Source organism: Mesorhizobium huakuii (assembly GCF_030160235.1).
Lineage (GTDB): Bacteria > Pseudomonadota > Alphaproteobacteria > Rhizobiales > Rhizobiaceae > Mesorhizobium > Mesorhizobium huakuii.
The window spans coordinates 41,324-64,753 of sequence record NZ_BSNY01000071.1 but is presented as its reverse complement, the minus strand read 5'-3'; the positions used below and the strand labels follow the sequence as shown (position 1 = coordinate 64,753).

The window sequence follows — 23,430 nt, the reverse complement described above, 5'->3', positions numbered from 1 at the left end:
CCTTCGGCGTTCGGCGTTCGAAAGGCCAAGCAGTTGGTTTTTCGCCTGCTGCGCAGACCACTCCTCACCTCCCCGTGAAACGGGGAGAAGGAAGAACCCCTCAATACTTCTCCGGCACGTAAAGCTCGCGCGGCAGCGTCTGGCGCTCGTATTCGGGATTGAAGACGCGTTCCGGCAGCGTGATCTCCTCGTGCGGCACCTCTTCATACGGCATCTGCTTGAGCAGATGATCGATGCAGTTCAGCCGCGCCCGCTTCTTGTCGTTGCCCTCGACGATGAACCACGGCGCCTCGGGAATGTTGGTACGGGCGAAGGTCTCTTCCTTGGCCTTGGTGTACTGCTCCCAGCGCACGCGCGACTGCAGATCCATCGGCGACAGTTTCCACTGCTTCATCGGGTCATGGATGCGCATCAGGAAGCGCATCTGCTGCTCCTCGTCGGTGATCGAGAACCAGTATTTGACCACGGTGATGCCCGAGCGCACCAGCATCCGCTCGAACTCGGGAACGTCGCGGAAAAATTCCTCAACCTGGCCGGCATCGGCAAAGCCCATCACCCGCTCGACGCCGGAGCGGTTGTACCAGGAGCGGTCGAACAGCACGATCTCGCCGCCTGCCGGCAGATGCGGGACATAGCGCTGGAAGTACCACTGCGACTTCTCCCGTTCGGTCGGCGCGGGCAGCGCCACGACACGGCAGATGCGCGGGTTGAGCCGCTGGGTTATGCGCTTGATGACACCGCCCTTGCCGGCGGAGTCACGGCCCTCGAAAATCACAACGAGCTTCTTCTTGTGGTAGGCGACCCAGGACTGCAGCTTTATCAATTCGGACTGCAGGGTGATCAGGTCGCGGAAATATTGCATGCGGTCGATCGAAGGTGGATGCGCGTTCTTGTAGATCTTGGCGATCTCCATCGACAGCGCCGGTTCCGACATTTCGAGCTCATAGTCTTCGTCGAGCGTGTCGGCGAGCTCGGCTTCGAGCCAGTCCTTGGCGGGAGAATTCTGTCTTAGCTCAGTCATTTGCACTGCTCCGCTTGCAAGCTCTGTCGGTTCCCGTACGGCGCCTCAAATTGCTGGCCGGCAGCCTGGAAGGGAAACACCTGAGCCGACTTCAATATAGACCGGCAGTGACGGTTTTATTGCAGCCCGGGCGCGATAGCGGCCGCCACGTCCAAGCGATCCATCGCCATGGCATGGCGACAAGCCGGCTGAATTGTCCTACAAATCCCCGTCGCATTCCGGGCTGCCCTTTGGCCCTGCCCCAATTCAACGCAATCGCGAGGACTGATATGGAATACCGCACCCTTGGCCGTTCCGGCCTGAAGGTTTCGACACTGACTTTGGGCACCATGACCTTCGGCGGCACCGGGCCTTTCGCCGCGGTCGGCAATAGCGATCTTGCCGAAGCCAAGCGCATGATCGACATGTGCATCGACGCCGGCATCAACCTCATCGACACCGCCAATGTCTATTCGAACGGCCTGTCGGAGGAGATCATCGGCGAGGCGCTCGGCGGCAAGCGCAGGAACGACGTGCTGATCGCCTCGAAGGCCCGCATGCGGATCGGCAGCGGACCGAACGACGAAGGCTTGTCGCGCCATCACCTGATCCGCGAATGCGAGAAGAGCCTGAAGCGGCTGAAGACCGACGTCATCGACATCTATTTCGTCCACCAGTGGGACGGACTTACCCCGGTCGAGGAAACGGTCGCGGCGCTCGACACTTTGGTCAACCAGGGCAAGGTGCGCTATATCGGCTGCTCCAACTGGTCCGGCTGGCAGGTGATGAAGGCGCTGTCCGTCAGCGACAGCCGTCACCAGCAGCGCTTCGTCACCCAGCAAATCCACTACACGCTGGAGGCGCGAGAGGCGGAATATGAACTGCTGCCGATCTCGGTCGACCAGGGACTGGGCGTGCTGGTCTGGAGCCCGCTTGCCGGCGGCCTGCTGTCCGGCAAATACCACCGCGACAGCCCGACCGCGCGGCAACTCGCCGGCTGGTCCGAGCCGCCGATCCGCGACGAGGACCGGCTCTGGCGGATCGTCGAAGTGCTGGTCGAGATCGGCAAGGCTCGCGGCGTATCGGCCGCACAGGTGGCACTTGCCTGGCTGCTCGGCCGCCCCGCAGTCTCGTCGCTGGTGATCGGCGCCCGCAACGATGCCCAGCTCAAGGACAATCTCGCGGCCGCAAGCCTGGCGCTCAGCCTTGAGGAACGCCAGCGCCTCGACACGGTCAGCCGGCCGCCCGTGCTCTACCCCTATTGGCACCAGCAATTGACGGCAAAGGATCGCTTCGGCCCGGCCGACATGGTTCTCGATCGCAGCGTCATCTGACCAGCCGGCGGAGGCACGCTAGCCCTCGATGAAGCGCCAGAGTGCTGGATCGGGTGCGACCTGGCCGCTGAGCACGAAATATTTGTAGAGCACGAGCAGCGATATCGCCTGCTCGTCCCGCTCATTGGCAAATGTCCGGCAATAGGCGTTGGCCGCGGCGATGATGCGCTCGGCCTGCGCCGGATGCCGTTCGAAATAGCGCACCTTTTCGCCGAGATCGGCGAAATCCGGATCGAGCGGTACATAGTGGACATTGGCCTTGAGCTGCCGCTCCGCGAACCATGTCTCGTATGTCGGCGGCGGCATCAGGCAAAGCGACTTCGAGCTCATGATCCATTTGAGGTTGGTCGCCACGTCATTGCCCTCGAGCGAGACGATGTAGCGGTAGCGCTGGTGCTGGCCGATGCTGAGAAAGGGCTTGGCGTATTCGGCCGGTGCGTTCGGCTTGTGCGAACCGGCATCGCAGAATGGCAGGTCGCACACCGCTTTCAGAAACCGCGTCCTGATCGGATTGTTGAGATCACCGCGCCAGACCACCATAGGCAACTTGTCGGCGAACGAGATGGCGTCAGCCGGCATCTGGAAGTGACGGAACTTGTCGAGCTTCATGATGACCGCGTTCTGGTCGTCGTCACGGATCGGCCGATCCTTCACGATCGCCGGCACCTTCGGCACATTCCTGACGTCGCCGAATTCGATGTCGATGAGCAATCCGGGATCGAAATAGCGGGCGAATTCCTTCAGGTCATAATAGTACATGGTCGGCGTGAAGGGCAGTTTGCTGATGCGCACCGCATTGGCGCTTGGCGCGAAACCATCCTGCAGCTTGTTGTAGTAATTCAACCGCCGCCGCGCCGCCTCGTCGGAAAGCATGGCCTGTTCCAGGCGAGCAGCCAGTCTGCGGCGGAACAGGGCTTGTGGAATGACATCGCGCACGACGTTTCGCGCATAGTAGAAAACCCGTGCCGACGTGCGCGCAATTGTAGCCATGATTCACTTGGTCAAAACAAACGGGCAGCTCTCAAATACGCTGGCGCCCCGCGTTTCCTACATCATTATGGCACCGATCTGGCAAGCCCCCCGATCTCCGGGGCCGCGCCCGCGCACTGTCGTTTCAGCTGTTGTGTTTGACGGCTAATGCTCCTAGGCAGGGTCAGAGCCGCAAGGCAGGTCAAAAGGAGCCGATATGGCGCGAGCACCAAACTACGATCAGGAACGCAAGGAACGCGACCGGCAGAAGGCGGCGAAGAAGGCCGAAAAGCTGGCGGCCAAGGTTGCCGCGCGCGAACGTTCCAAGCCCGAGGCCGAGATCGAAAACGAAACGGCGGAATGACGGCAAAAGGCCCGCATATGCGGGCCTTTCCTCAACTCAGGATGTCGCGCTGCGTCAGGCGGGCGCCTTGTCGCTGACAAAAACGTCCACTTCGCGCGCCGCGGCGATAAAGGCGCGCCGCGCGTTCATGGCCGGCTTGTCACCGGCCAGCGCGTCGTGGCAGGCCTGCAGCGCCGCGCGATGCTTGGGACTGCGCTTGCCGGGCCAGCTGTTGAGCAGGTATTCGGATGCCTCGCGGGCCGTGCGCAAGAGCTGGGTGCTTCCCGCCGTGACGGACTTGACGGTCACGGGTGTTTCAAATCGGTTGTTTTCCATTGCCGCTCTTACGCCATCGGCGTCCGTGAAGCGAGGCCGAAAGTGCGGTTGGCGTCAGGCGTCGCCTGTTTTTGCCGGCGAGCGCCCTGCCCTACAGTGGTGCTAAGCAGCCACGACGGCAAATCCCCTGGCGCGAAGGCCGCGCCGGTCATTGGCGAGCGACGTCACCAGCCGGTCGCGGCTGCCGACGATGTGGGTGGAAAGCAGGCGGGCCGCTTCATCGGCATCGCCAAGGCGTGCCGCGGCCAGAATGGCGCGGTGTTCGGCCCAGGCGCGGCCAAGGGCCGCTTCGTCACGCACTTCCAGCCAGCGGGCGCGCGACAGGCGCGTCATGGCATCACGCACGGCCCTGAACAGGAATTCGTTGCCTGACAGGCGCGCCAGTTCGATATGAAAATCCATGCCGACACGATGCCACTCCTCGCGCGGCGTATTGTCGTCGCAGGAATCGAGCATCGCCTCGATGACGTCGATGGCGCTGCTTTCGGCGTGCATGCATGTCAGCCGCACAGCCGCGACCTCGACCGCTTCGCGATAGACCGCGATCTGCTCGAGCTCGGCAAGGTTGATGGGCGATACCGTCCAGCCGCGGCCATCCCTGCCCACCAGCCCCTCTGTCTCCAGCCGCAGAAGTGCCGCCCTGACCGGCGTGCGCGAGGCGCCGAAGCGGCCTTCGATCCAACGCTCGGTCAATTTCTCGCCCGGACCGATCTCGAGCCCCAGGATCATCTCGCGCAACTGCCGTTCGACATTCTGCATCTGCGACATAGCGCTTCCTTGTTCCGAAGCCGCATTGACAGCGGCTGGGTTGGCGTTCATGACGGATACCAGTTTGGTATCCCAAAACGGTATCCGCAACAAGCGCTGATGCCGAGCAGGCAGGACATGACACAGGAAGACACCCAACAAAGCGGTTACAACATCCACTGGCGGCGCAATCTCGCCGTCTGTTTCGCTGGCTCGTTCAGCACGCTTATCGCCATGACCCTGCTGTTGCCCTTCCTGCCGCTTTATGTGGAACAGCTCGGCGCGCAGGGCCATGCCGCCGTCGTACAGTGGTCCGGCATCGCCTATGGCGCCACCTTCTTCGCTGCGGCCTTGGTCGCGCCGTTGTGGGGACGGCTGGGCGACCGCTACGGGCGCAAGGTGATGCTGGTGCGCGCCAGCTTCGGCATGGCGATCTGCATGTCGCTGACGGGCATGGTCGAGACGGTCTGGCAACTGGTGCTGCTGCGCCTGCTGATCGGCTTTGCCGGCGGCTATTCCTCGGGGTCGACCATATTGGTGGCCATGCAGACGCCCAAGGACCGTTCCGGCTGGGCGCTGGGCGTCCTGTCGGCGGGGATAACGGCGGGCTCGCTGGTCGGCCCCCTGCTTGGCGGTGCGCTGCCGCCAGTGATCGGCATTCGCGCCACCTTCCTCCTGTCCGGCGGCGTCATCTTCCTTGCCTTCCTGGCAACGACCTTCCTCATCAAGGAGACACCGCGCCTGAAGCCGGTAAAGGCGGAATCGGGCGCCAGGCCGAAAAGCGGCTGGTCACGGATTCCAGACAAGCGCCCGGTCGTGGCCATGCTGATAACAGGCATGCTGCTGGCCTTCGCCAACATGTCGATCGAGCCGATCATCACCGTCTATGTGCAGCAGCTCATCGAGGATCCGAGCCGCGTGACGATGGTCGCCGGCGTGGTCATGTCGGCGGCGGCGCTGGGCACCATCCTGTCGGCGTCCTGGCTCGGCAAGCTCGCTGACCGCGTCGGCCACTGGAACGTCGTCGTCGGGGCGCTGGCCGTCTCGGCCCTGCTGCTCATTCCGCAAGCCTTCGTCACCAATGGCTGGCAACTGATCGGCCTTCGCTTCCTGATGGGTCTGGCGCTCGGCGGCTTGCTGCCCTGCATCACCAGCGTCATCCGCCACAACATACCGGACGGCGTCGGCGGCAATGTGCTTGGCCTGGCGATCTCGGCGCAGTATGTCGGGCAGGTTGCGGGACCATTGACCGGCGGCTTCGTCGGCGGTCACTTCGGCATGCGGGCGGTGTTTCTCGGCACATCGGCGCTGATGGCCGGTGGCGCCGTCTACAACTGGATTGTCCAGTCGCGGCGCGCACGGCATATGGCGCTGGAAGCAAGTGAGTCCTGAGAGGCTTTAGAGGAGCTGGCCGACATGAATTCCGCCGAATCAAACGCCAGCCGTCTGCTTGTGCTTGCCGGCGGTCTCGTCGGCGCGGCGGGCGTAGCGCTGTCGGCGGCGGCCGCGCATCGCGGCGGCGCCTTCACCGGCACAGCTGCGTCGTTCCTCTTGATGCACGCACCGGTCTTCCTCGCCGTCGGCCTCATCGGCGCGAATCGCTGCCTGCGGATCGCGAGCCTCGTCCTGCTCGTCGGGCTCCTGCTTTTCGCGGGCGATCTCCTCGCCCGCGATGTCCTCGGATCGAGACTGTTTCCGATGTCGGCGCCGATCGGAGGCACCCTGCTCATCGTCGGCTGGCTGGGGATAGCGATTTCCGCGCTGGTACGCCGCGTTCCTGAGCCCAAATAGGATCAATCCTTGGGACGTTCGGTGCGGACCCAAAGGTCTCGATTGCGCACGGCCGGATTCGTCAGGCGCCGCATCTTCGGCCGCTCGGCTGCCGGCGTAATGCCCCAGTAGTTGCGGTAGATGTCCTCGAACAGATGCTTGATGGGATGCATGGTTTTCTCCCTTGAATTGAATCGATCCAATCGACGAGCAAATAAATGCGGCGCTCAGCTTCGCTTGCGGTCCACAAGGAAGCGAAAGTCGCGAATCCATGGGCCGATCCTGCCCCGGCGCCTGGAACTGTTGGCGCCAGATCTGATGCTCCAGTCGTTGCGATAGACGTCTTCGAACAGATAATTGACGGGATGCATGGCGCACCTCCCCTTGTCATTCTGCAGGGTAAATCGGCTGCTTGGATCGATTCAAAGATACACCTGCAGGCATTTCCGGTCAAGCAAAATTTGAATCGATCCAACGAAAGTGCTAGATGCAAATCCTGAACGTGCTAAATGCATGTCAGGAGGCACGCACAATGGCGTCACTCACCGCAGGCAATCGAAGACCCGTCCGTCTGGCCGACATCGCCAAGGCCGCCGGTGTTTCGCACGGCACCGCATCCAATGTCTTCAGCCGCCCGGAGATCGTGCGCGAGGAAGTCCGCGAACGGGTCAAGGCGGCGGCCGAGGCGATGGGCTATGGCGGACCGGATCCCAAGGGCCGCCTGTTGCGGGCGGGCAAGGTCAACGCCATTGGCGTCGCAACGGCAGAACCCCTCTCCTACTTCTTCGACGACCCCTTCGCGCGCGTGATGATGGCGGGCATCTCGCAGGCCTGCGACGCGACAGGGGCCGGCATCTCGCTGGTCTCGGCCGGCAACAACGAGCAGCTTGCCTGGAACATCCAGAGCGCTCTGGTCGACGGCTTCATCGTCTTTTGTATCGAAGGCGGTTCGCGCCTCGTCCAGTTGGCACGCGAGCGCAAATTGCCTTTCGTGGCGCTCGACCTCGCTTCCGAGGATGGGTCGGTCGCGACAATCGGCATTGACAATGTCGCTGGCGCGGCCATGGCGGCGCGCCATCTCACCGACCTTGGGCACCGCCGCTTTGCCGTGCTCGCGCTGCAGTTTGTCGACGGCAGGACAGGCCCCGTTTCCCCCGAGCAGGTGCAGACCGCGGTTTATGCGGGAACGCGAGACCGGCTCACCGGCTATTTCCAGGAGCTGTCGCGGGTTGGCGTCGACACATCCAAAGTTCCCGTCTACGAGACCGCCAACGATGTGGCCAGCACGATCGCGGCACTCGAGGCTATCTTCGGCGTCGCCGAACCGCCCACGGCGATCCTGGCGATGTCGGACAGGATGGCCCTGGTGGCGCTCGAATGGCTGAGCGCGCGCAAGCTCAACGTCCCCAACGATGTTTCGGTCGTCGGGTTCGATGGCGTTCCGGAATCTGCGGTATCCGAGCCGCCCTTGACCACCGTCGCCCAACCGATTGCCGAAATCGGCCGTCTCGCCGTCAAGGCGATCCTGGAGAACGACGGCACGACAAATCGCAGGCAACTGCCGGTCGAACTGATCGTGCGCGCCTCATCGGCTCCGCCGCGCGGCTGAGCCGTCCCTCAGCGATTGACCCTTGCCACCGCCGAGATGCCGAAAGACGCACGCACCGGCATGACATCCTTTTGCGGCGCGCGAACCTTGCCCGAGCCGCCGATGGTCGACAGCCATTCGAGATAGAAGGCCAGCGCGAACTGCATGGCGATGCCGGCTGAAAGCAGCAGGGTGTCATAGACAAGCCCGCCCGGATTGATCAGTTTCATCACCTGCGCGACCATGGCGATTACCGTGCCGGCGATGAAGACCGGCAACGAGCGTTTGCCGAGTACCGCCAGCGGATGGTCCGGGCTGGTGCGGAACAGGTTCGACAGCGCCGGCAAAGCGACGACGAGATAGCTGACCGCCAGTATATGCAACAGACGCGGCAGCGACAGGAAGGTTTTGTCGAAGCCGCCGATCACGACGGGAAGCTTGAACCAGGTTATCTGCCCCCAGAGCGGACTGTGCACCCAGACCAGCGCCGTCGCCACATAGGCCGCGGCCGCGCCGACCAGCCAGCGGTTGACCGGAATGACGCCGCCGCGTCTGACATACAGCATGGCGGCAAGACCGATGTTGAACAGGAACTGCCAGGAGAGAGGGTTCAGGAACCAGAAGCCAGGCTCGGGATAATTGGGCGGGGCGATCTGCCAGATGCCGGCGACGAACCACAGCGCACCGGACGCGGCAAGTGCCGCGGCGGGCCGGTAGCTGATGAACAGGACGAAGGCGGGCGCCATCAGGAGCAGCGCGGCATAGACCGGCAATATGTTGTTGTAGCCGAGCTGATGGCCGAGCGTAACGATGCCGACCAGCGCTTCCGGCGTGTTCTTCATCAATGGCTCGATGTTGATCAGCTTCAGCAGTTCCGGCCGCCTGGTGAACACGGCCACCGTGCAAAACAGGGCGATCACCACCATCGTCGTGACGATGTGGGCGACATAGAGCACGCCTGCCCGCCGCCACATCTTCAACGTGGCCAGAAGCCGGCCACCCGGCTGGAACCTGGTGCCATAGGCGAGCGCGACCGAGATGCCGGAAATCAGCACGAAAGCCTCGGCCGCGTCCGAGAAGCCGAAATTCTTATACGTCAGGGTCTCGAAGGCCGTGCCGGGCACATGGTCGATGAAAATGACGATCAGTGCCAGCGCGCGCAGCACATCGATACGCGTATCGCGTTCGGGCGAAACAGGGGTAGTCATCGACAAAAGGCCTCAAAGCTGGTTGTTCATGTCCAGCAATGCGACCCCCGGCGCACCGCTTCGATTCCTCCCATGCGGAGTATATCGGCGCATAAACGGGCCGGAATGCGCCTGGTTCAATCAACTTTCGCGGAGCATGAAAATATTGCGTTTTGAAGCCGGCAAATTGAGCGGAACCTCATATAATCAAGGGCATGCGGGATGATCGGCGACAGCATCGAAAACGCCCCCCTGCTCACGGATCTGGCTTTTCCCTATCGCCTGCTGGGCGCTGGCAAGGATAGCCGTGAGTGCCTGTTCCTGCTGCATGGATCGGGTGTGGACGAGACCACTTTGGTGCCGCTGGCAAGACGGATCGCGCCCGCCGCCACGCTGGTCGCGGCGCGTGGCCGCATCCCCCAGGAAGATGGTTTTCGCTGGTTCGGGCGGATAGACCCGACGCGCTTCGAACAGAAGAGCATTCTCGCCGAAACGGCTGCCTTCGCCTCATTCGCAAGCGAGGCCGTCAAACGCCATGGGCTCAAACTCGATCGCGCAACGTTCCTCGGCTATTCGAACGGCGCCAATCTGGTTTCCAGCCTGATGCTGCTTCACCCGGGCATCGTCCGCAAGGCGGCGCTGCTGAGGCCTATGCCGGTGCTCGACCACGTGCCGGCGACGGATCTCGCCGGAATACGGACGCTGATCATCGCCGGAGCCGCCGACGAGACCTACGGACCGTTCGCGCCGGCGCTGGTGACGCTGCTCAGCCGGCGCGGCGCCGAGGTCGACGCCCGGATCATTCCGTCGGGCCATGAAATCGGTGATCCGGATGCCGCCATCGTCAGGCAATGGCTGGCGGGATCGGCGACTGCGCATTTGAGCTGACAGGCTGGCCGGGCGGGCGCTGGCAAGATCAGCGCTCGGCCACGATCCGCGCTTCCGCTCCGGCAATCAGCAGAGCAAGCCCGCTTTCGAACAGCGCTTCGTGGCCACCGGCACGATAATGAACCAGCGCCTGACGCAAAAGCGGATAATCCTGTGCCGCGGCGTCCAGCGCTTCGCCCCGCCCTGGGCCGGTCGGATATTCGGCCTGCTCCTCCATCACGCAGCCGACCGTGTAGCGCCCGATCGTCATCAGCAGCTCCATCGCGGCGATCGCGGACAGGCCTTCGCCGCTGAGAAACTCCAGCAGGCGCTCGAAATGCCCTAGTTCCTCTGGATCTGCTTCCGTACCGGCGTGGACACGGGCGCCATCGCGATAGGCAATCAGTGCACCGCGGAAACTGCGGGCATTCTTGCGCACGAAATCCTGCCAGGCCTCGCCGGGCCGCGGCGTCCGATGCCTGTGACCACGCCGCAGGATTTCCTCGTTCATCGCATCAAGCAAGGCCCGCTTGTTCCTGAAATGCCAGTAGAGCGCCGGCTGCTGGACCTTGAGCCGTTGCGCCAGCAGGCGGGTCGAAAGGGCATCGATACCGACTTCGTTGAGCAGCTTCAGCGCTTCATCGACGATCAGCGGCTGGTCCAGTTTCATGCGAATCCCTCCGGCTTGCGCGGTCAATTTATCAGTGATAAACGCCCCTTATCAACGATAAATTTTGAGAGCACAGCCATGAGAAAAGCCTATCTCGTCGTCCTGATGGCGGTAGCGCTCGATGCGGTGGGCGTCGGGCTGATCATGCCGGTATTGCCCGGCCTGTTGCGCGAAGTCGGCCATGTCGATGACATCGGCTGGATCTTCGGCGCCTTTCTGTCAGTCTATGCCGCCATGCAGGTGCTTTTCTCGCCACTGCTCGGCGCCCTGTCGGATCGTTATGGCCGCCGGCCAGTGCTGCTTGTCTCGCTTGCGGGATCGGCGGCGGACTATTTGTTCATGGCCTTCGCACCATCGTTGCCGCTGCTGTTCGCCGGCCGGCTGATCGCCGGCATCACCGGCGCCAGCATGGCGGTAGCCTCAGCTTATATGGCCGACATCAGCAGCGAAGACCGCCGCGCTCGCGGCTTTGGCCACCTCAACGCCGCCTTCGGCATTGGCTTCATTGCCGGTCCGGTGCTCGGTGGGCTGCTCGGCGATGTCTGGCTGCGCGCGCCCTTCCTGGCGGCGGCGGTGCTCAATGGCATCAATCTGGCGCTGGCCTTCTTCCTGCTGCCGGAACCGGAGCGCACACGCGGCACCGGAGAAACGCCGTCTTTCAACCCGCTGGCGCCGCTGCGCTGGGCGCTGACCTTCCCGGCCCTTTTGTCGCTGCTTGGCGCCTTTGCTGTCCTCGCTCTGGTCGGCGAAGTCGGCGGCACCATCTGGGTGCTCTACATGCAGGATAAATTCGCCTGGGATCTTTTCACCGTCGGCATTTCGCTGGCGCTATTCGGCCTCTTCCATGCCGGCGCCCAGGGTTTTGTCGCCGGGCCGATCGCCGAACGCTGGGGCGAAAAAGCAGCGCTGGTCACCGCCATCCTCGCCGACAGCGCGGCCTATCTATCGATCGCGCTGGCCTGGCAAGGCTGGATGGCCTTCGCTCTACTGCCGCTGTTCTGTCTCGGGGGCATTGGGGCACCTGCGCTGCAGTCGCTCCTGACGTCTCGCATCGGCGCCGACCACCAGGGGCGGCTGCAAGGCGTGCTCACCAGCATGACCAGCCTGGTCTCGGTGTTCGGACCCTTCGTCATCGCCACGCTTTACTTTCGCACGCGGACAGTCTTTCCAGGAACGGTGTGGATCGCGGGCGCGGCGCTTTATGTCCTGTGCCTGCCTCTGCTCTTCGGCGCGCGGCGAGCCGAACCACGGCAGGAAGCCGCGAAGTAGCATAGGCTGCGCATCGAGGACGCCAAAACCTACCGCCCCATCCTGTTCCAGGCATCGAGCCCCGCGATCTTGTAGGCTTCCGCCAGCGTCGGGTAGTTGAAGGTGTTGTTGACGAAGAAGTCGACGGTGCCGCCGAGATTGATGACGGCCTGGCCGATGTGGATGAGTTCGGTGGCGCCCTCGCCGACGATGTGCGCGCCAAGCAGGCGGCGCGTTTCGATCGAAAACAACAGCTTCAGGAAGCCGGTGTTGACGCCCATGATGTGGCCACGCGAGGTCTCGCGAAAACGCGCCACGCCGACCTCATAGGCGGCCCCACTCTCACGCACCTGTTCTTCCGACTGGCCGACGGTCGAGATCTCCGGCACCGCATAGATGCCATAGGGAAACGTTTCCGGGGGCGGCGGCAAGGTCACGCCGAAGGCGTGGCAGGCGGCCACCCGGCCCTGCTCCATCGAGGTCGAGGCAAGGCTCGGAAAGCCGATGACGTCGCCGGCGGCGTAGATGTTGGGGACGCTGGTCTGGAACGTCTGCGGATCGACCTTGATGCGGCCCCGGGAGTCTGCCTCGATGCCAACCACGTCGAGGCCGAGGCTGCCGACATTGCCGGTGCGGCCGGCAGCATAGAGCACGACCTCCGAGCGGATGGTGCGGCCATCGGCCAGTTCCACTTCGGCCGCCTCGGGCTTGGAGCGGATTTCCTTCACCGCGCTGCCCAGTCGGATCGTCATGCCGCGATCGCGCATCTGGTGGATGAAATCGTCGACGATCTCGCGGTCGACGAAATCTAGGATGGAGTGGCGCGGCTCGACCAACGTCACCGGCACGTCGAGTGCTGAAAAGATCGTCGCGTATTCGACGCCGATGACACCGCCGCCGATAACCGTCAGCGTGCGCGGCAGGCGGTCGAGCTCCAGCATCTCGTCGCTGTCGAAGATTCGAGTCTTGTCGAAAGGCACATCGCTTGGCCGGTGCGGCCTGGTGCCGACCGCGATCAGCGCGTTGGCGAAGCCGACCTCGCTGTAGTCGCCATTGTCGGCCGTCAGGCTGACCTTGTTGGGGCCGAGAAATTTTACCGCCGCGCGGGCGCTCTTGACCGTATTGCGCATGAACTGGTGCTGCAGCACCTCGACCTCGTGGTCGAGCGTTTTGTGCAGGCGCTCGATCAGGTCGCCGACGGAAATATCCTGCTTGACCCTGTAGCCGCGCCCGTAAAAGCCGCGCTCGCGCCAGCCCGAGAGATTGAGCACGGTTTCGCGCAGCGTCTTCGAGGGGATGGTGCCGGTGTGCACGGAGACGCCCCCCAGGCGCCGGCCGCGGTCGACCACCAGCACCGATTTGCCGAGCTTGGCCGACTGCACCGCGGCGCGGCGGCCGGAGGGGCCGCTGCCGATGACCAGCATGTCATAGTCCATAGTGCCCCGTCCCTCTGCCCCTGAGCGCTTTTGTTGCGCCGCAGCAAGCTAATGCCATCCGCGTGGCAAATTCAACCGTTTCGGATTGTGTCCCGCGTCGATCTTGCCTTGCGCCCCGGAGAGAACCCCGACCTTGATTCCGATACAGGCCTTTACCATTTCATTTACCAGCGGCCCGCACCCTATGTCGGGCCCTGTTACGAGGAAATGACATGAACGCGCGCGTTCTCGACGGCGAAATCATCAACACAAGGCTTGACGATGTCAGAGCCTATGAAGGCGTGCGCACACGGCGAATCCTGGCCTTTGTGCTCGACTACATCATCGTCGCCCTGCTCTCCATTCCCTTCGCCATACTGGTGTTCTTTCTCGGGCTGTTAACCCTCGGTCTCGGTTGGATGCTATTCGGCGTCCTGGTGCCGGCCGTCGCCATTCTCTACATCTGGAACACGCTGGGCAGCGCCGACCAGGCGACCACGGGCATGAAGATGATGGGTATCCGCCTGGATCGTCTCGACGGGCGTCCGATCGACGGCCTGACCGCGGTGGTCCATTCCGTGCTGTTCTGGGCGGGCAACGTCATCCTGTCGCCGCTGGTCCTGCTGGTGACCTTGTTCTCCGACCGCAAGCGCACGCTGCACGATCTTCTGCTTGGCACGGTGGTCAGCCGCACCGGCCGCTAAAGATGTTTCGGGGAGCTTTCCCGCCTTGTCGGTGCAAATGTGAAGGCATCCGCTTGCCCGCACCTTCACAATCCTGTTGAATTTTTTGCTTTCCGCGCCAAAGGTAGAGCGACTCGAAGGAGCGTTTCCAAGACTTAGATGACGCAGCATCCGACCCAGTCGCCGCAGTTCTTCCTCACCGCGCCGTCGCCGTGCCCCTATCTCGATGGCCAGTTCGAGCGCAAGGTGTTCACGCATCTGGTCGGCGACAAGGCGTCGGAGATGAACGACCTCTTGACGCAAGGTGGCTTCAGGCGCTCGCAGAACATTGCCTACCGGCCGGCCTGCGAGACCTGCCGCGCCTGCGTTTCCGTGCGCATCCTCGCCCAGGAATTCAGCGCCAGCCGCAACATGAAGCGCGTGCTGCAGCACAATTCCGACCTCGTAGGCGCCATGCACAATGCCGAGCCGTCGACCGAACAATATTCGCTGTTCCGCAGCTATCTCGATGCCCGCCACCGCCGCGGCGGCATGTCCGACATGACGGTGCTCGACTACGCCATGATGGTCGAGGACACCCATGTCGACACCAAGGTGATCGAATACCGGCGGCGTGGGCCCGATACCTTCATCACCGGCAAGGGTCAGGGTGAGCTCATCGCGGTGGCGCTCACCGACAAGATGGCTGACGGCCTGTCGATGGTCTATTCCTACTTCAATCCCGATTTCGAGGAGCGTTCGCTCGGCACGTTCATGATCCTCGATCACATCGCCCGCGCCAGGGCGATGGGGCTGCCCCATGTCTACCTCGGCTACTGGGTCAACGGCTCGCGCAAGATGAATTATAAGATGCGCTTCATGCCGCAGGAGCATCTCGGCCCCAAGGGCTGGGAGCGCTACACCAACGAAGCGGTTTCACGCTGAGTTTTTCCACGATCCGCGCTTAACAGTTTCAAGGCAGGGGATGCTGGTCTTTCAGCCGGTTGGCTGGAGAGAGTACGCCATTGCACCGGTCAGCCCTCGGCTTGCATTTCATTGCGAAAGTTCCTGCATGTCCCCTCACCATGATCACCAGAAGGGCCTTTTGATAACCGCTATCGGCGGGCTGACGCTGACTGTCGACATACCGTTGATCCGCCTTGCCGACGGCGGCGCATGGACCATCATGCTGCTGCGCACCTGCACCACGTTCGCCGCCGCCATGGTCATCTGGTCGGTCTGGCGGGCACTCAGCCGAAACGCCCCGCCGCTCATCCCCGGCTGGTCCGGCCTGATCGTGGCGACCTGCTATGGAATGACCGGGATCACCTTCGTCACCGCCGTCTATCACACCTCGACCGCCGATCTGGTGTTCATCCTGGCCTTCAATACGGTGTTCGCAGGGCTATTGTCCTGGATATTCCTGCGGGAAAGACCCCGGCTGGTGACCATCGCGGCGATGGCGATCATGATCCTCGGCGTGCTGGTCATCGTCGGCGGATCGGTCGGCACCGGCAAGCTGTTCGGCGATTTCATGGCGCTTTGCTCGGCCTTCTTCATCGCGGTCGCCATCACCATCTCGCGCGCCAGCGGCAAGGACATGGGCTTCACCTCGCTCGTCGGCGTCCTTCTGCCGATGGCCCTGGCCGCCTTCATGGTGTCAGGCGAAGGCTTTCACGTGAACGCACCCTGGTGGATCATCTTCAACGGCGCCGTCATCATGCCTATCTCGTTCTTCTGCCTCGCCGCCGGGCCGAAATACATTTCGGGGCCGGAAGTGGCGATGTTCTATCTGCTCGAAACCGTGCTGGCGCCGGTCTGGGTGTGGATGATCTTTGCCGAGACGCCGACCCGCAACAGCCTGATCGGTGGCGCGATCCTGATCGTGACGCTGGTCGCCCATTCGCTCTGGCAGCTGCATGATGGCCGCAAGCGCCGCAGTGACTTCGCGGTGCACCATCCGGTCTAATTGGTAATTGATAGGCCCAGCGCAAGTTGCGTTTCGGGATCAGGCGCTGGCCTTCTTCGCCACGCCAGGTTCCGGCAGGATCTCGATCTGCTGCGGCCCGCCTTCGATTTCGGCCGCCGAGCCGGCGGCCAACTCGTCGACCAGTTCCACCTCGCGCAGCCACTCGCGCCAGATGGCGACCAGCAGCGCCATCAGCACCGGGCCGATGAACAGGCCGAGAAAGCCCATCGTCTTGACGCCGCCGATCAGGCCGAAAAAGGTCGGCAGGAAGGGCAGTTTAATCGGCCCGCCGACGAGCTTCGGGCGCAGTGTCTTGTCGACGATGAACAGTTCGACCGCGCCCCACAGGAACAGCGCCAGACCGGCCATGGGCGAGCCGCTGGCGGCGAGATAAATCGAGACGAGGGTGAAGGACAATGGTGCCCCGCCGGGGATGAGCGCCATGACGCCGGTCAGGGCGCCAAGCGTCACCGGCGACGGCACGCCGGCCAGCCAGTAGGCAATGCCCAGCACCAGCCCCTCGCCGATGGCGATGACTGTCATGCCAGTCACCGTCGAGGAAATGGTCGCCGGGACGACGCGCGAAATCCGCTCCCACCGCGTCGGCAGGATGCGCTCGCCGAGGCGGTCGACCTGGCCGGCAAAATGCTCGCCGTCACGATAGGCGAAGAATAGGGCGATCATCATGAACAGCAGCGTCAACAGCAGCCCAAAGGCGCTGCCGCCGGCGGCGAGCGCGCCACGATAGATGCTGCCGATATTGGCGCCGCTGATCAGCTGGATCAGTTCACCAATGCCGCCGGGATGACCAAAATTGGTCGTCCATTGCTCGTTCAGCCAATCGCCTATGACAGGCATGGTCGCGATCCAATGCGGCGTCACGGCCCCGTGCCGGTTGGTCTCGATCGCCCAGCCGACCCACTCACGCACTTCATTGATGGCGTAGGTGCCGGCAAGGGCGATCGGTATCACCAGGAAGGCGAGGATGAACAGGATGGCCAGAGTGGCGGCGATGGTGCGGTTGCCACCGACGCCGGCCAGCAGCCGCTGGTAAAGCGGCCAGCTGGCGAAAGCGATGACCAGTGCGGCCAGCACCGGGAACAGGAAGCCGTGGAAGAAATAGACGCTGGCGGCGACGATCAGCACCAGCAGCCAGCGCGCCGCCGACAGCGGCGGAATGACAGCCGACCGCAGCGGCGTCGACAGGCCGAACAGGCGCTGCTGCCCTTCCGGTTTCTGGATCCTGGATTCTTTCAAACGCCCGTCTCTCCCAAACACCTTTCCCCGTTATGCACCGATATAGTGCAGCAATCGTGACGATACTCCAAATGATTGGCGCGCCGAGACGGATGAGGGTGCTCCAGCGGAGTAAGGCGTCGGCGTTTCCTGGAACACCCTTCATCCGACCGAGCTTCGCTCGGCCACCTCCGGGGCGAACCAACGGTCTCCCCCGCCCTTAGGCCCCACAGGGGGGAGAAGGGAAGAAGCGCTTAACTACCCGAACTTGCCCGTCCTGGGGAAACCCTTCGGCACCATGCGGCCGGCCGACGCCCGGGCGCCGATCCATTCGGCCAGTTCCTCGCGCGACCTTGTGAAGGTACGGTCGGCCGAGTCCTGCCAGGACAGACCCGTTTCCAAGGTGAACGGCTTGAGATCGAGCAGGCCGCCATCCTTGTATTTCTGCAGCCGCACGCCCTTGCCGCGGCCCATCTCGGGAATTTCGGAAAGCGCGAACACCAGCATTTTGCGGTTCTCGCCGACGATGGCCAGGTGATCGCCGGTGACCGGTACGCAGCGCTTGGCCTCGTCCGGCGCCTTGACGTTCATCACCTGCTTGCCCTTGCGGGTGTTGGCGACCACTTCCTCCTCCGCCACGATGAAGCCATTGGCGTCATGCGAGGCCAGCAAAAGCTTACGCTTCGGATCGTGGACGAAAGCGGTGACGATGTCCTGGTCATTGTCCATGTCGACGATGATGCGGATCGGCTCGCCATGGCCGCGCCCGCCCGGCAGCCGGTCGGCGCCGATTGTGTAGAACTTGCCGCCGGTGGTGAAGACCAGCACCTTGTCGGTGGTCTGCGCATGGAAGGCGAGCTTGAGGCTGTCGCCTTCCTTGAAGGTCAGCGTCGAAAGATCGGCCAGATGCCCCTTCATCGCCCGCAGCCAGCCCTTTTCCGAAACCACCACGGTGACCGGCTCGCGCTCGATCATGGCGTGCGCGATGTCGGTCAGGTCGTGCTCGGGCGCATCGGCGAACTGGGTGCGGCGCTTGCCGACTTCGGTCTCCGGGCCGAACTTGTCGCGGATGTTGGTGACTTCCCACTTGATCGTCGACCATTGCTTGGCATCGGACGCCAGCAACGCCTCGATCTGCTTCTTCTCCGCGCTCAGGCCGTCGAATTCCTTGCGGATCTCGAATTCTTCCAGCTTGCGCAAGGCGCGCAGGCGCATGTTGAGGATGGCCTCGGCCTGGTTGTCGGTGAGCGACCAGCGGGCCATCATCACCTGCTTGGGCTCGTCCTCCTCGCGGATGATCTTGATCACCTCGTCGATGTTGAGATAGGCGATCAGGTAGCCGGCGAGGATCTCCAGCCGTCTTTCGATTTCGCCCAGGCGATGTTTCGAGCGGCGGATCAGGACGTCGCGGCGGTGGTCGAGCCACTCCTGCAGCACGCCCTTCAGCGACAGGACGTTGGGCACCTTGCCGCGTGACAGCACGTTCATGTTGAGGGGAAACCGGCTTTCAAGCTCGGTGAGCTTGAACAGCGATTCCATCAGGATGCCCGGATCGACGGAACGGCTCTTGGGCACCAGCACGACGCGGATGTCCTCGGCACTTTCGTCCCGGATGTCCTCGAGCAGCGGCAGTTTGCGGGCCATCAGCAGCTCGGCGATCTTCTCGATCAGCCGTGCTTTCTGCACGCCATAGGGAATTTCGGTGACGACGATGCTCCAGGTGCCCCTGCCCTGGTCCTCCTGGGTCCATTTCGACCGGACACGGAAGCCGCCGCGCCCCGTCTCGTAGGCTTCGAGGATGGAGGCGCGGCTGTCGACGATGATGCCGCCGGTCGGGAAATCCGGGCCCTGGACGAAATCCATCAGCTTCGACACCGGCGCATCCCGGTGCTCGATCAGGTGCAGTGCCGCGTCGCAAAGCTCGGCAGCGTTGTGCGGCGGGATCGATGTCGCCATGCCGACCGCGATGCCGGACGAGCCGTTGGCAAGGAGGTTCGGGAAGGCGCCGGGGAGCACCACCGGCTCTTCGTCCTCTTCATTGTAGGTCGGCCGGTAGTCGACAGCGTCCTCGGTGATGCCGGCAAGCAGTTCGGTCGCCACGTCGGTCATGCGCGCTTCGGTGTAGCGCATGGCGGCGGCGTTATCGCCGTCGATGTTGCCGAAATTGCCCTGCCCGTCGACCAGCGGATAGCGCATGGAAAAATCCTGCGCCAACCGCACCAGAGCGTCGTAGATCGACTGGTCGCCATGCGGGTGAAACTTGCCCATGACCTCGCCGACGATGCGGGCGCATTTGGCAAAACCCTGGTCGGGGTTGAGCCTGAGCAGCCGCATGGCGTGCATGATGCGGCGATGGACCGGCTTCAGTCCGTCGCGGACGTCGGGCAGCGCCCGGTGCATGATGGTCGACAGCGCATAGGCGAGGTAGCGCTCTTCCAGCGCCTTCTTCAGATCGACCGGTTCAATGTGATCGCCGCCGCCATCTTGAGGCGGCAAAAGCCTTTTTCCCATGGGCTGGGACTAGCCGAGCGGGTGATTCGCGGCAAGAGGCCGACAGACATACCCGCTGTTCTGCAACATGAAACTGTGCGCCTGGGGATGTCGACCAACATCAGCCTGTTACATCAGGCCTCTATGGCCAAGCGTGATGATATCGGGCAATCGGCTCTTCATGACAAATTCACCGATTTGCGCCAAGACGTTGGGATCGAGTTTGCCTTTCACTGTGATTTTCGACCATGGTACCGGGATACGCCTTCTTCCCGTCCAGTTCGTCACGGAATGGTGATGGCGCGAAGAATTGAAAAACAATTTCAGGACACTCTCAGGGACCTTGCGATGACAATCAAACGCTCAACTCTCCGGAAATTCGCTCTTTCGACCTTCTTGTTCACACTGCCGCTGAACGCGGCCCTTGCCCAGGATGCCGCGGTTGCCGACCGGCTGAAGGCGGCGCTGGCGGCCCAGGGCGTCGACATCTCCTGGACCGGCGTGACCGGCGACAACACCAGCATGGTGCTGCAGGGCGTTGCCATCAAGCCGGCGGCGGAAAAGGAAGCCCTCACCATCGGCGACGTCAAGCTCGAGAACGTGACCGCGGCCAACGGCGGCTTCGACATCGGCACCGTCTCGACCTCGGCCTTCGAACACAGCAAGGACGGCGTCACCCTCAACCTCAGCCCCTTCGTCATCCATGACATGACGGTTCCGGCCGATGGCGCCACCGGCCCGCTGGGCTCGCTGATGATGTACAAATCCGCCGAACTCTCCAACATGACGGTCAAGGTCGCGGACAAGACCGCCTTCTCGATGGACGGGCTTGCCGTCGAGATCACGCCGCCGGCGGACGGCAAAGCGATGGAATTCACCGCCAACACGGAAAAGTTCAACGCCGACCTGACACTGGTCGACGATCCCAAGTCCAAGGAAGTCATCAACGCGCTCGGCTATCAGAACATCTCCGGCAATCTCGAGATGGCCGGCACCTGGCAGCCCTCGGACGGCAAGATGGAACTGTCGAAATACGACATCTCCGTCGAGAATGCCGGCACGCTCGGCATGACCTTCGACCTCGGCGGCTACACGATCGACTTCATCAAGTCGCTGCAGGAAATGCAGAAGAAGATGGCCGCGCAGCCTCAAGGCGCCGACAATTCGGCACAAGGCATGGCCATGCTCGGCCTGTTGCAGCAGCTCTCGTTCAACAGCGCCTCGATCCGCTTCGACGACGATTCGCTGACCGGCAAGGTGCTGGAATATGTCGGCAAGCAGCAGGGCATGTCGGCCAAGGACATCGCCAACCAGGCCAAGGCGATCGTGCCGTTCGGCATGGCGCAGCTCAACAATCCGGAACTGACGGCGCAGGTGACTGCGGCGGTCAGCAAATATCTCGACGATCCGAAGAGCCTCGAAATCTCGGCCGAGCCGCCGGCATCGGTGCCGTTCGCGCTGATCATGGCGGGCGCCATGTCCAACCCGCTCGACCTGCCGAAGACGCTCGGCGTCAGCGTCAAGGCGAACGAGGACTGATCTAGAGCAGTTCCAGCAAAAGTGTCAGCGGTTTTCCGCCCGGAATTGCGTCAAAACAAAGAGTTAGTGCGGTTCGCCGTTTCGATGAAACGGTGAACCGCTCTAACGGCCTCAGGATCAAAAAAAGCCCGGCAGCGATGCCGGGCTTTTTTGTGGGATTATCGAGTCGAAAGAATCGGTTCGGGCGGGTTTTTAAAGTACCGCCCGAAGCTGCTATCAAGCATCCTTCTTGGTCGGCGCGACGCGCAATGCCAGTTCGCGAAGCTGCTGCGGCGAAGCTTCCGACGGCGCGTTCATCAACAGGTCGTAGGCCTGCTGGTTCATCGGGAACATGGTGATCTCGCGCAGGTTCTTGGCGCCAACCAGCAGCATGACGACTCGGTCGACGCCGGCTGCCATGCCGCCATGCGGCGGCGCGCCATACTGGAAGGCGCGGTAGAGGCCGCCAAAGCGCTCCTCGACGGTCGCACGGTCCAGTCCGACCGTCTCGAACGCCTTGACCATGGTTTCCGGCAGATGGTTGCGGATGCCGCCTGAGGCAATCTCGAAACCGTTGCAGACCATATCGTACTGGAAGGCCTTGATGCCGAGCAGATCTTCACCGTTCAGTGCATCGATGCCGCCCTGCGGCATCGAGAACGGGTTGTGGGCGAAGTCGATCTTCTTCTCCTCCTCGTTCCATTCGAAGAACGGGAAGTCGACGATCCAGCACAATTCGAAGCGCTCGCGATCGACGAGGTTCAGTTCCTCACCGGCGCGCGTGCGGGCCGCCCCGGCGAAGGAAACGAATTTCTTCGGATCGCCGGCAACGAAGAAGGCGGCATCGCCGTCGGCAAGGCCAAGCTGCTGGCGAATCGCCTCGGTGCGCTCCTCGCCGATGTTCTTGGCGAGCGGGCCGGCGCCTTCGAGCTTGTCGCCCTCCTTGCGCCAGAAGATGTAGCCCAGCCCCGGCTGGCCCTCGCCCTGCGCCCAGGAGTTCATGCGGTCGCAGAAGGCGCGGCTGCCGCCGGTCTTGGCCGGAATGCCCCACACCTCGGCCTTCGCATCGTTGGCCAGGATGTTGGCGAACACCTTGAAGCCGGAATCGCGAAAATGGTCGGACACGGCCTGCATTTCGATCGGGTTGCGCAGGTCGGGCTTGTCGGAGCCGTATTTGCGCATGGCGACATCATAGGGGATGCGCTGGAACTTCTGCGTCACCGGCTTGCCGTTGGCGAAGGTCTCGAAGACGCCTCGCATCACCGGTTCCATGGTCGACAGCACGTCATCCTGCTCGACGAAGCTCATTTCGAGATCGAGCTGGTAGAACTCGCCAGGCAGGCGGTCGGCGCGCGGATCCTCGTCGCGGAAGCAGGGCGCGATCTGGAAATAGCGGTCGAAGCCCGACACCATGATCAGCTGCTTGTACTGCTGCGGCGCCTGCGGCAGCGCGTAGAAAGTGCCGGGATGGATGCGCGACGGCACCAGGAAGTCACGCGCGCCCTCAGGCGACGAAGCCGTCAGGATCGGCGTCGAGAATTCGGTGAAGCCGACCTCCCCCATGCGCCTGCGCATCTCGGCGATGATCTTGGTGCGCGCCACGATGTTCTTGTGCAGCGTGTCGCGGCGCAGGTCGAGGAAGCGGTACTTCAGCCTGATGTCCTCGGGATAGTCCGGCTCGCCGAACACCGGCAGCGGCAATTCCTTGGCCGCCGACAGCACCTCGATCTCGCGGGCGAAAATCTCGATCTCGCCGGTCGGCAAATTGGCGTTGACCGTCTCCGGCAGGCGCGCCTTGACCTCGCCATCGACACGGATGACCCATTCGCCGCGCACGGTCTCGGCGACCTTGAAGGCCGGCGAATCCGGGTCGGCGACGATCTGGGTCAGGCCGTAATGGTCGCGCAGGTCGATGAACAGCAGGCCGCCATGGTCGCGTACCCGATGCACCCAGCCCGACAGGCGAACGGAAGAGCCGACGTCGCTCTTTCTCAACTGGGCACAGGTATGGCTGCGGTAACGGTGCATTGTCATTGGTAAAGTCCGGGGTGCTGGGTGGCAGGCCAAAGCATCAAAGCCCG

At 63.0% G+C, this 23,430-nt stretch carries 22 protein-coding genes; 11 read left to right on the top strand and 11 right to left on the bottom strand.

Annotated features, from left to right (window positions below; genetic code table 11):
* Positions 1-100 precede the first annotated feature (100 nt).
* Entirely contained in the window at positions 101-1,021 is a 921-nt protein-coding gene (gene ppk2, locus QQK95_RS32515) for a polyphosphate kinase 2 (RefSeq protein ID WP_044550210.1), read from the bottom strand.
* 269 nt (positions 1,022-1,290) lie between these two features.
* Between ppk2 and QQK95_RS32510 the strand changes: the two genes are divergently transcribed.
* Positions 1,291-2,334: an aldo/keto reductase gene (locus QQK95_RS32510; RefSeq protein WP_284278627.1), complete on the top strand. Its 1,044-nt coding sequence runs from the start codon at positions 1,291-1,293 to the stop codon at positions 2,332-2,334.
* An 18-nt stretch (positions 2,335-2,352) separates the two neighbouring features.
* Here QQK95_RS32510 and QQK95_RS32505 read toward each other — a convergent pair whose 3' ends face one another.
* Positions 2,353-3,324 carry a glycosyl transferase family 90 gene (locus tag QQK95_RS32505; RefSeq protein WP_284278626.1) on the bottom strand — a complete coding sequence of 324 codons (972 nt, stop codon included), beginning with the start codon at positions 3,322-3,324 and terminating at the stop codon, positions 2,353-2,355.
* Between the two features lie 196 nt (positions 3,325-3,520).
* Between QQK95_RS32505 and QQK95_RS32500 the strand changes: the two genes are divergently transcribed.
* Positions 3,521-3,667: a hypothetical protein gene (locus QQK95_RS32500; RefSeq protein WP_019857598.1), complete on the top strand. Its 147-nt coding sequence runs from the start codon at positions 3,521-3,523 to the stop codon at positions 3,665-3,667.
* Positions 3,668-3,721: 54 nt separating this feature from the next.
* Here the strand turns inward: QQK95_RS32500 and QQK95_RS32495 are convergent, their stop codons facing one another.
* Both QQK95_RS32495 and QQK95_RS32490 read right to left on the bottom strand, forming a co-directional pair.
* A complete protein-coding gene (locus QQK95_RS32495) occupies positions 3,722-3,982 on the bottom strand; it encodes a DUF982 domain-containing protein (RefSeq protein ID WP_010915577.1) in 261 nt (86 codons plus the stop codon).
* A gap of 102 nt (positions 3,983-4,084) precedes the next feature.
* On the bottom strand, positions 4,085-4,750 hold the full coding sequence (locus QQK95_RS32490; RefSeq protein ID WP_284278622.1) for a GntR family transcriptional regulator: 666 nt from the start codon (positions 4,748-4,750) through the stop codon (positions 4,085-4,087).
* Between the two features lie 117 nt (positions 4,751-4,867).
* Here QQK95_RS32490 and QQK95_RS32485 point away from each other — a divergent pair, with 117 nt between their 5' ends.
* Together QQK95_RS32485 and QQK95_RS32480 are read left to right on the top strand one after the other, a co-directional pair.
* Positions 4,868-6,121 (top strand): multidrug efflux MFS transporter, encoded by a 1,254-nt coding sequence (locus QQK95_RS32485; RefSeq protein WP_284278619.1) that lies wholly within the window; start codon positions 4,868-4,870, stop codon positions 6,119-6,121.
* 24 nt (positions 6,122-6,145) lie between these two features.
* A complete protein-coding gene (locus QQK95_RS32480; RefSeq protein WP_284278617.1) occupies positions 6,146-6,520 on the top strand; it encodes a DUF423 domain-containing protein in 375 nt (124 codons plus the stop codon).
* Between the two features lie 2 nt (positions 6,521-6,522).
* Here QQK95_RS32480 and QQK95_RS32475 read toward each other — a convergent pair whose 3' ends face one another.
* Positions 6,523-6,672 (bottom strand): hypothetical protein, encoded by a 150-nt coding sequence (locus QQK95_RS32475; RefSeq protein WP_284278616.1) that lies wholly within the window; start codon positions 6,670-6,672, stop codon positions 6,523-6,525.
* Between the two features lie 359 nt (positions 6,673-7,031).
* Between QQK95_RS32475 and QQK95_RS32470 the strand changes: the two genes are divergently transcribed.
* Entirely contained in the window at positions 7,032-8,108 is a 1,077-nt protein-coding gene (locus tag QQK95_RS32470) for a LacI family DNA-binding transcriptional regulator (RefSeq protein ID WP_284278615.1), read from the top strand.
* Between the two features lie 8 nt (positions 8,109-8,116).
* On the opposite strand, the gene QQK95_RS32465 is transcribed toward QQK95_RS32470, so the two are convergent.
* Positions 8,117-9,295 (bottom strand): OpgC family protein, encoded by a 1,179-nt coding sequence (locus QQK95_RS32465; RefSeq protein WP_284278614.1) that lies wholly within the window; start codon positions 9,293-9,295, stop codon positions 8,117-8,119.
* A gap of 201 nt (positions 9,296-9,496) precedes the next feature.
* Between QQK95_RS32465 and QQK95_RS32460 the strand changes: the two genes are divergently transcribed.
* The gene (locus tag QQK95_RS32460; protein ID WP_284278613.1) at positions 9,497-10,162 is read left to right on the top strand and encodes an alpha/beta hydrolase; all 666 of its coding nucleotides are present in this window, start codon (positions 9,497-9,499) and stop codon (positions 10,160-10,162) included.
* 28 nt (positions 10,163-10,190) lie between these two features.
* On the opposite strand, the gene QQK95_RS32455 is transcribed toward QQK95_RS32460, so the two are convergent.
* Positions 10,191-10,838, bottom strand: coding sequence for a TetR/AcrR family transcriptional regulator C-terminal domain-containing protein (locus QQK95_RS32455; protein ID WP_284278612.1), 648 nt, complete (start codon positions 10,836-10,838; stop codon positions 10,191-10,193).
* Positions 10,839-10,889: 51 nt separating this feature from the next.
* Between QQK95_RS32455 and tet the strand changes: the two genes are divergently transcribed.
* On the top strand, positions 10,890-12,080 hold the full coding sequence (gene tet / locus QQK95_RS32450; protein WP_284278611.1) for a Tet(A)/Tet(B)/Tet(C) family tetracycline efflux MFS transporter: 1,191 nt from the start codon (positions 10,890-10,892) through the stop codon (positions 12,078-12,080).
* A 29-nt stretch (positions 12,081-12,109) separates the two neighbouring features.
* On the opposite strand, the gene sthA is transcribed toward tet, so the two are convergent.
* Positions 12,110-13,495: a Si-specific NAD(P)(+) transhydrogenase gene (gene sthA / locus QQK95_RS32445; protein ID WP_284278610.1), complete on the bottom strand. Its 1,386-nt coding sequence runs from the start codon at positions 13,493-13,495 to the stop codon at positions 12,110-12,112.
* A gap of 212 nt (positions 13,496-13,707) precedes the next feature.
* On the opposite strand from sthA, the gene QQK95_RS32440 reads away from it, so the two are divergent.
* From QQK95_RS32440 to QQK95_RS32430, 3 genes are all read left to right on the top strand, one after another.
* The gene (locus QQK95_RS32440) at positions 13,708-14,178 is read left to right on the top strand and encodes an RDD family protein (protein WP_284278608.1); all 471 of its coding nucleotides are present in this window, start codon (positions 13,708-13,710) and stop codon (positions 14,176-14,178) included.
* Between the two features lie 138 nt (positions 14,179-14,316).
* Complete coding sequence (locus QQK95_RS32435) at positions 14,317-15,081, top strand: arginyltransferase (RefSeq protein WP_284278607.1); 765 nt, start codon at positions 14,317-14,319, stop codon at positions 15,079-15,081.
* A 127-nt stretch (positions 15,082-15,208) separates the two neighbouring features.
* Positions 15,209-16,105 carry a DMT family transporter gene (locus QQK95_RS32430; RefSeq protein WP_284278606.1) on the top strand — a complete coding sequence of 299 codons (897 nt, stop codon included), beginning with the start codon at positions 15,209-15,211 and terminating at the stop codon, positions 16,103-16,105.
* 39 nt (positions 16,106-16,144) lie between these two features.
* Here the strand turns inward: QQK95_RS32430 and QQK95_RS32425 are convergent, their stop codons facing one another.
* A complete protein-coding gene (locus QQK95_RS32425; RefSeq protein WP_284278605.1) occupies positions 16,145-17,362 on the bottom strand; it encodes an AI-2E family transporter in 1,218 nt (405 codons plus the stop codon).
* A gap of 237 nt (positions 17,363-17,599) precedes the next feature.
* Complete coding sequence (parC, locus tag QQK95_RS32420) at positions 17,600-19,852, bottom strand: DNA topoisomerase IV subunit A (protein ID WP_284278603.1); 2,253 nt, start codon at positions 19,850-19,852, stop codon at positions 17,600-17,602.
* Between the two features lie 327 nt (positions 19,853-20,179).
* On the opposite strand from parC, the gene QQK95_RS32415 reads away from it, so the two are divergent.
* Positions 20,180-21,370 carry a hypothetical protein gene (locus QQK95_RS32415; RefSeq protein ID WP_284278602.1) on the top strand — a complete coding sequence of 397 codons (1,191 nt, stop codon included), beginning with the start codon at positions 20,180-20,182 and terminating at the stop codon, positions 21,368-21,370.
* A gap of 216 nt (positions 21,371-21,586) precedes the next feature.
* Here the strand turns inward: QQK95_RS32415 and aspS are convergent, their stop codons facing one another.
* Entirely contained in the window at positions 21,587-23,377 is a 1,791-nt protein-coding gene (gene aspS / locus QQK95_RS32410) for an aspartate--tRNA ligase (RefSeq protein ID WP_284278809.1), read from the bottom strand.
* Positions 23,378-23,430 lie beyond the last annotated feature (53 nt).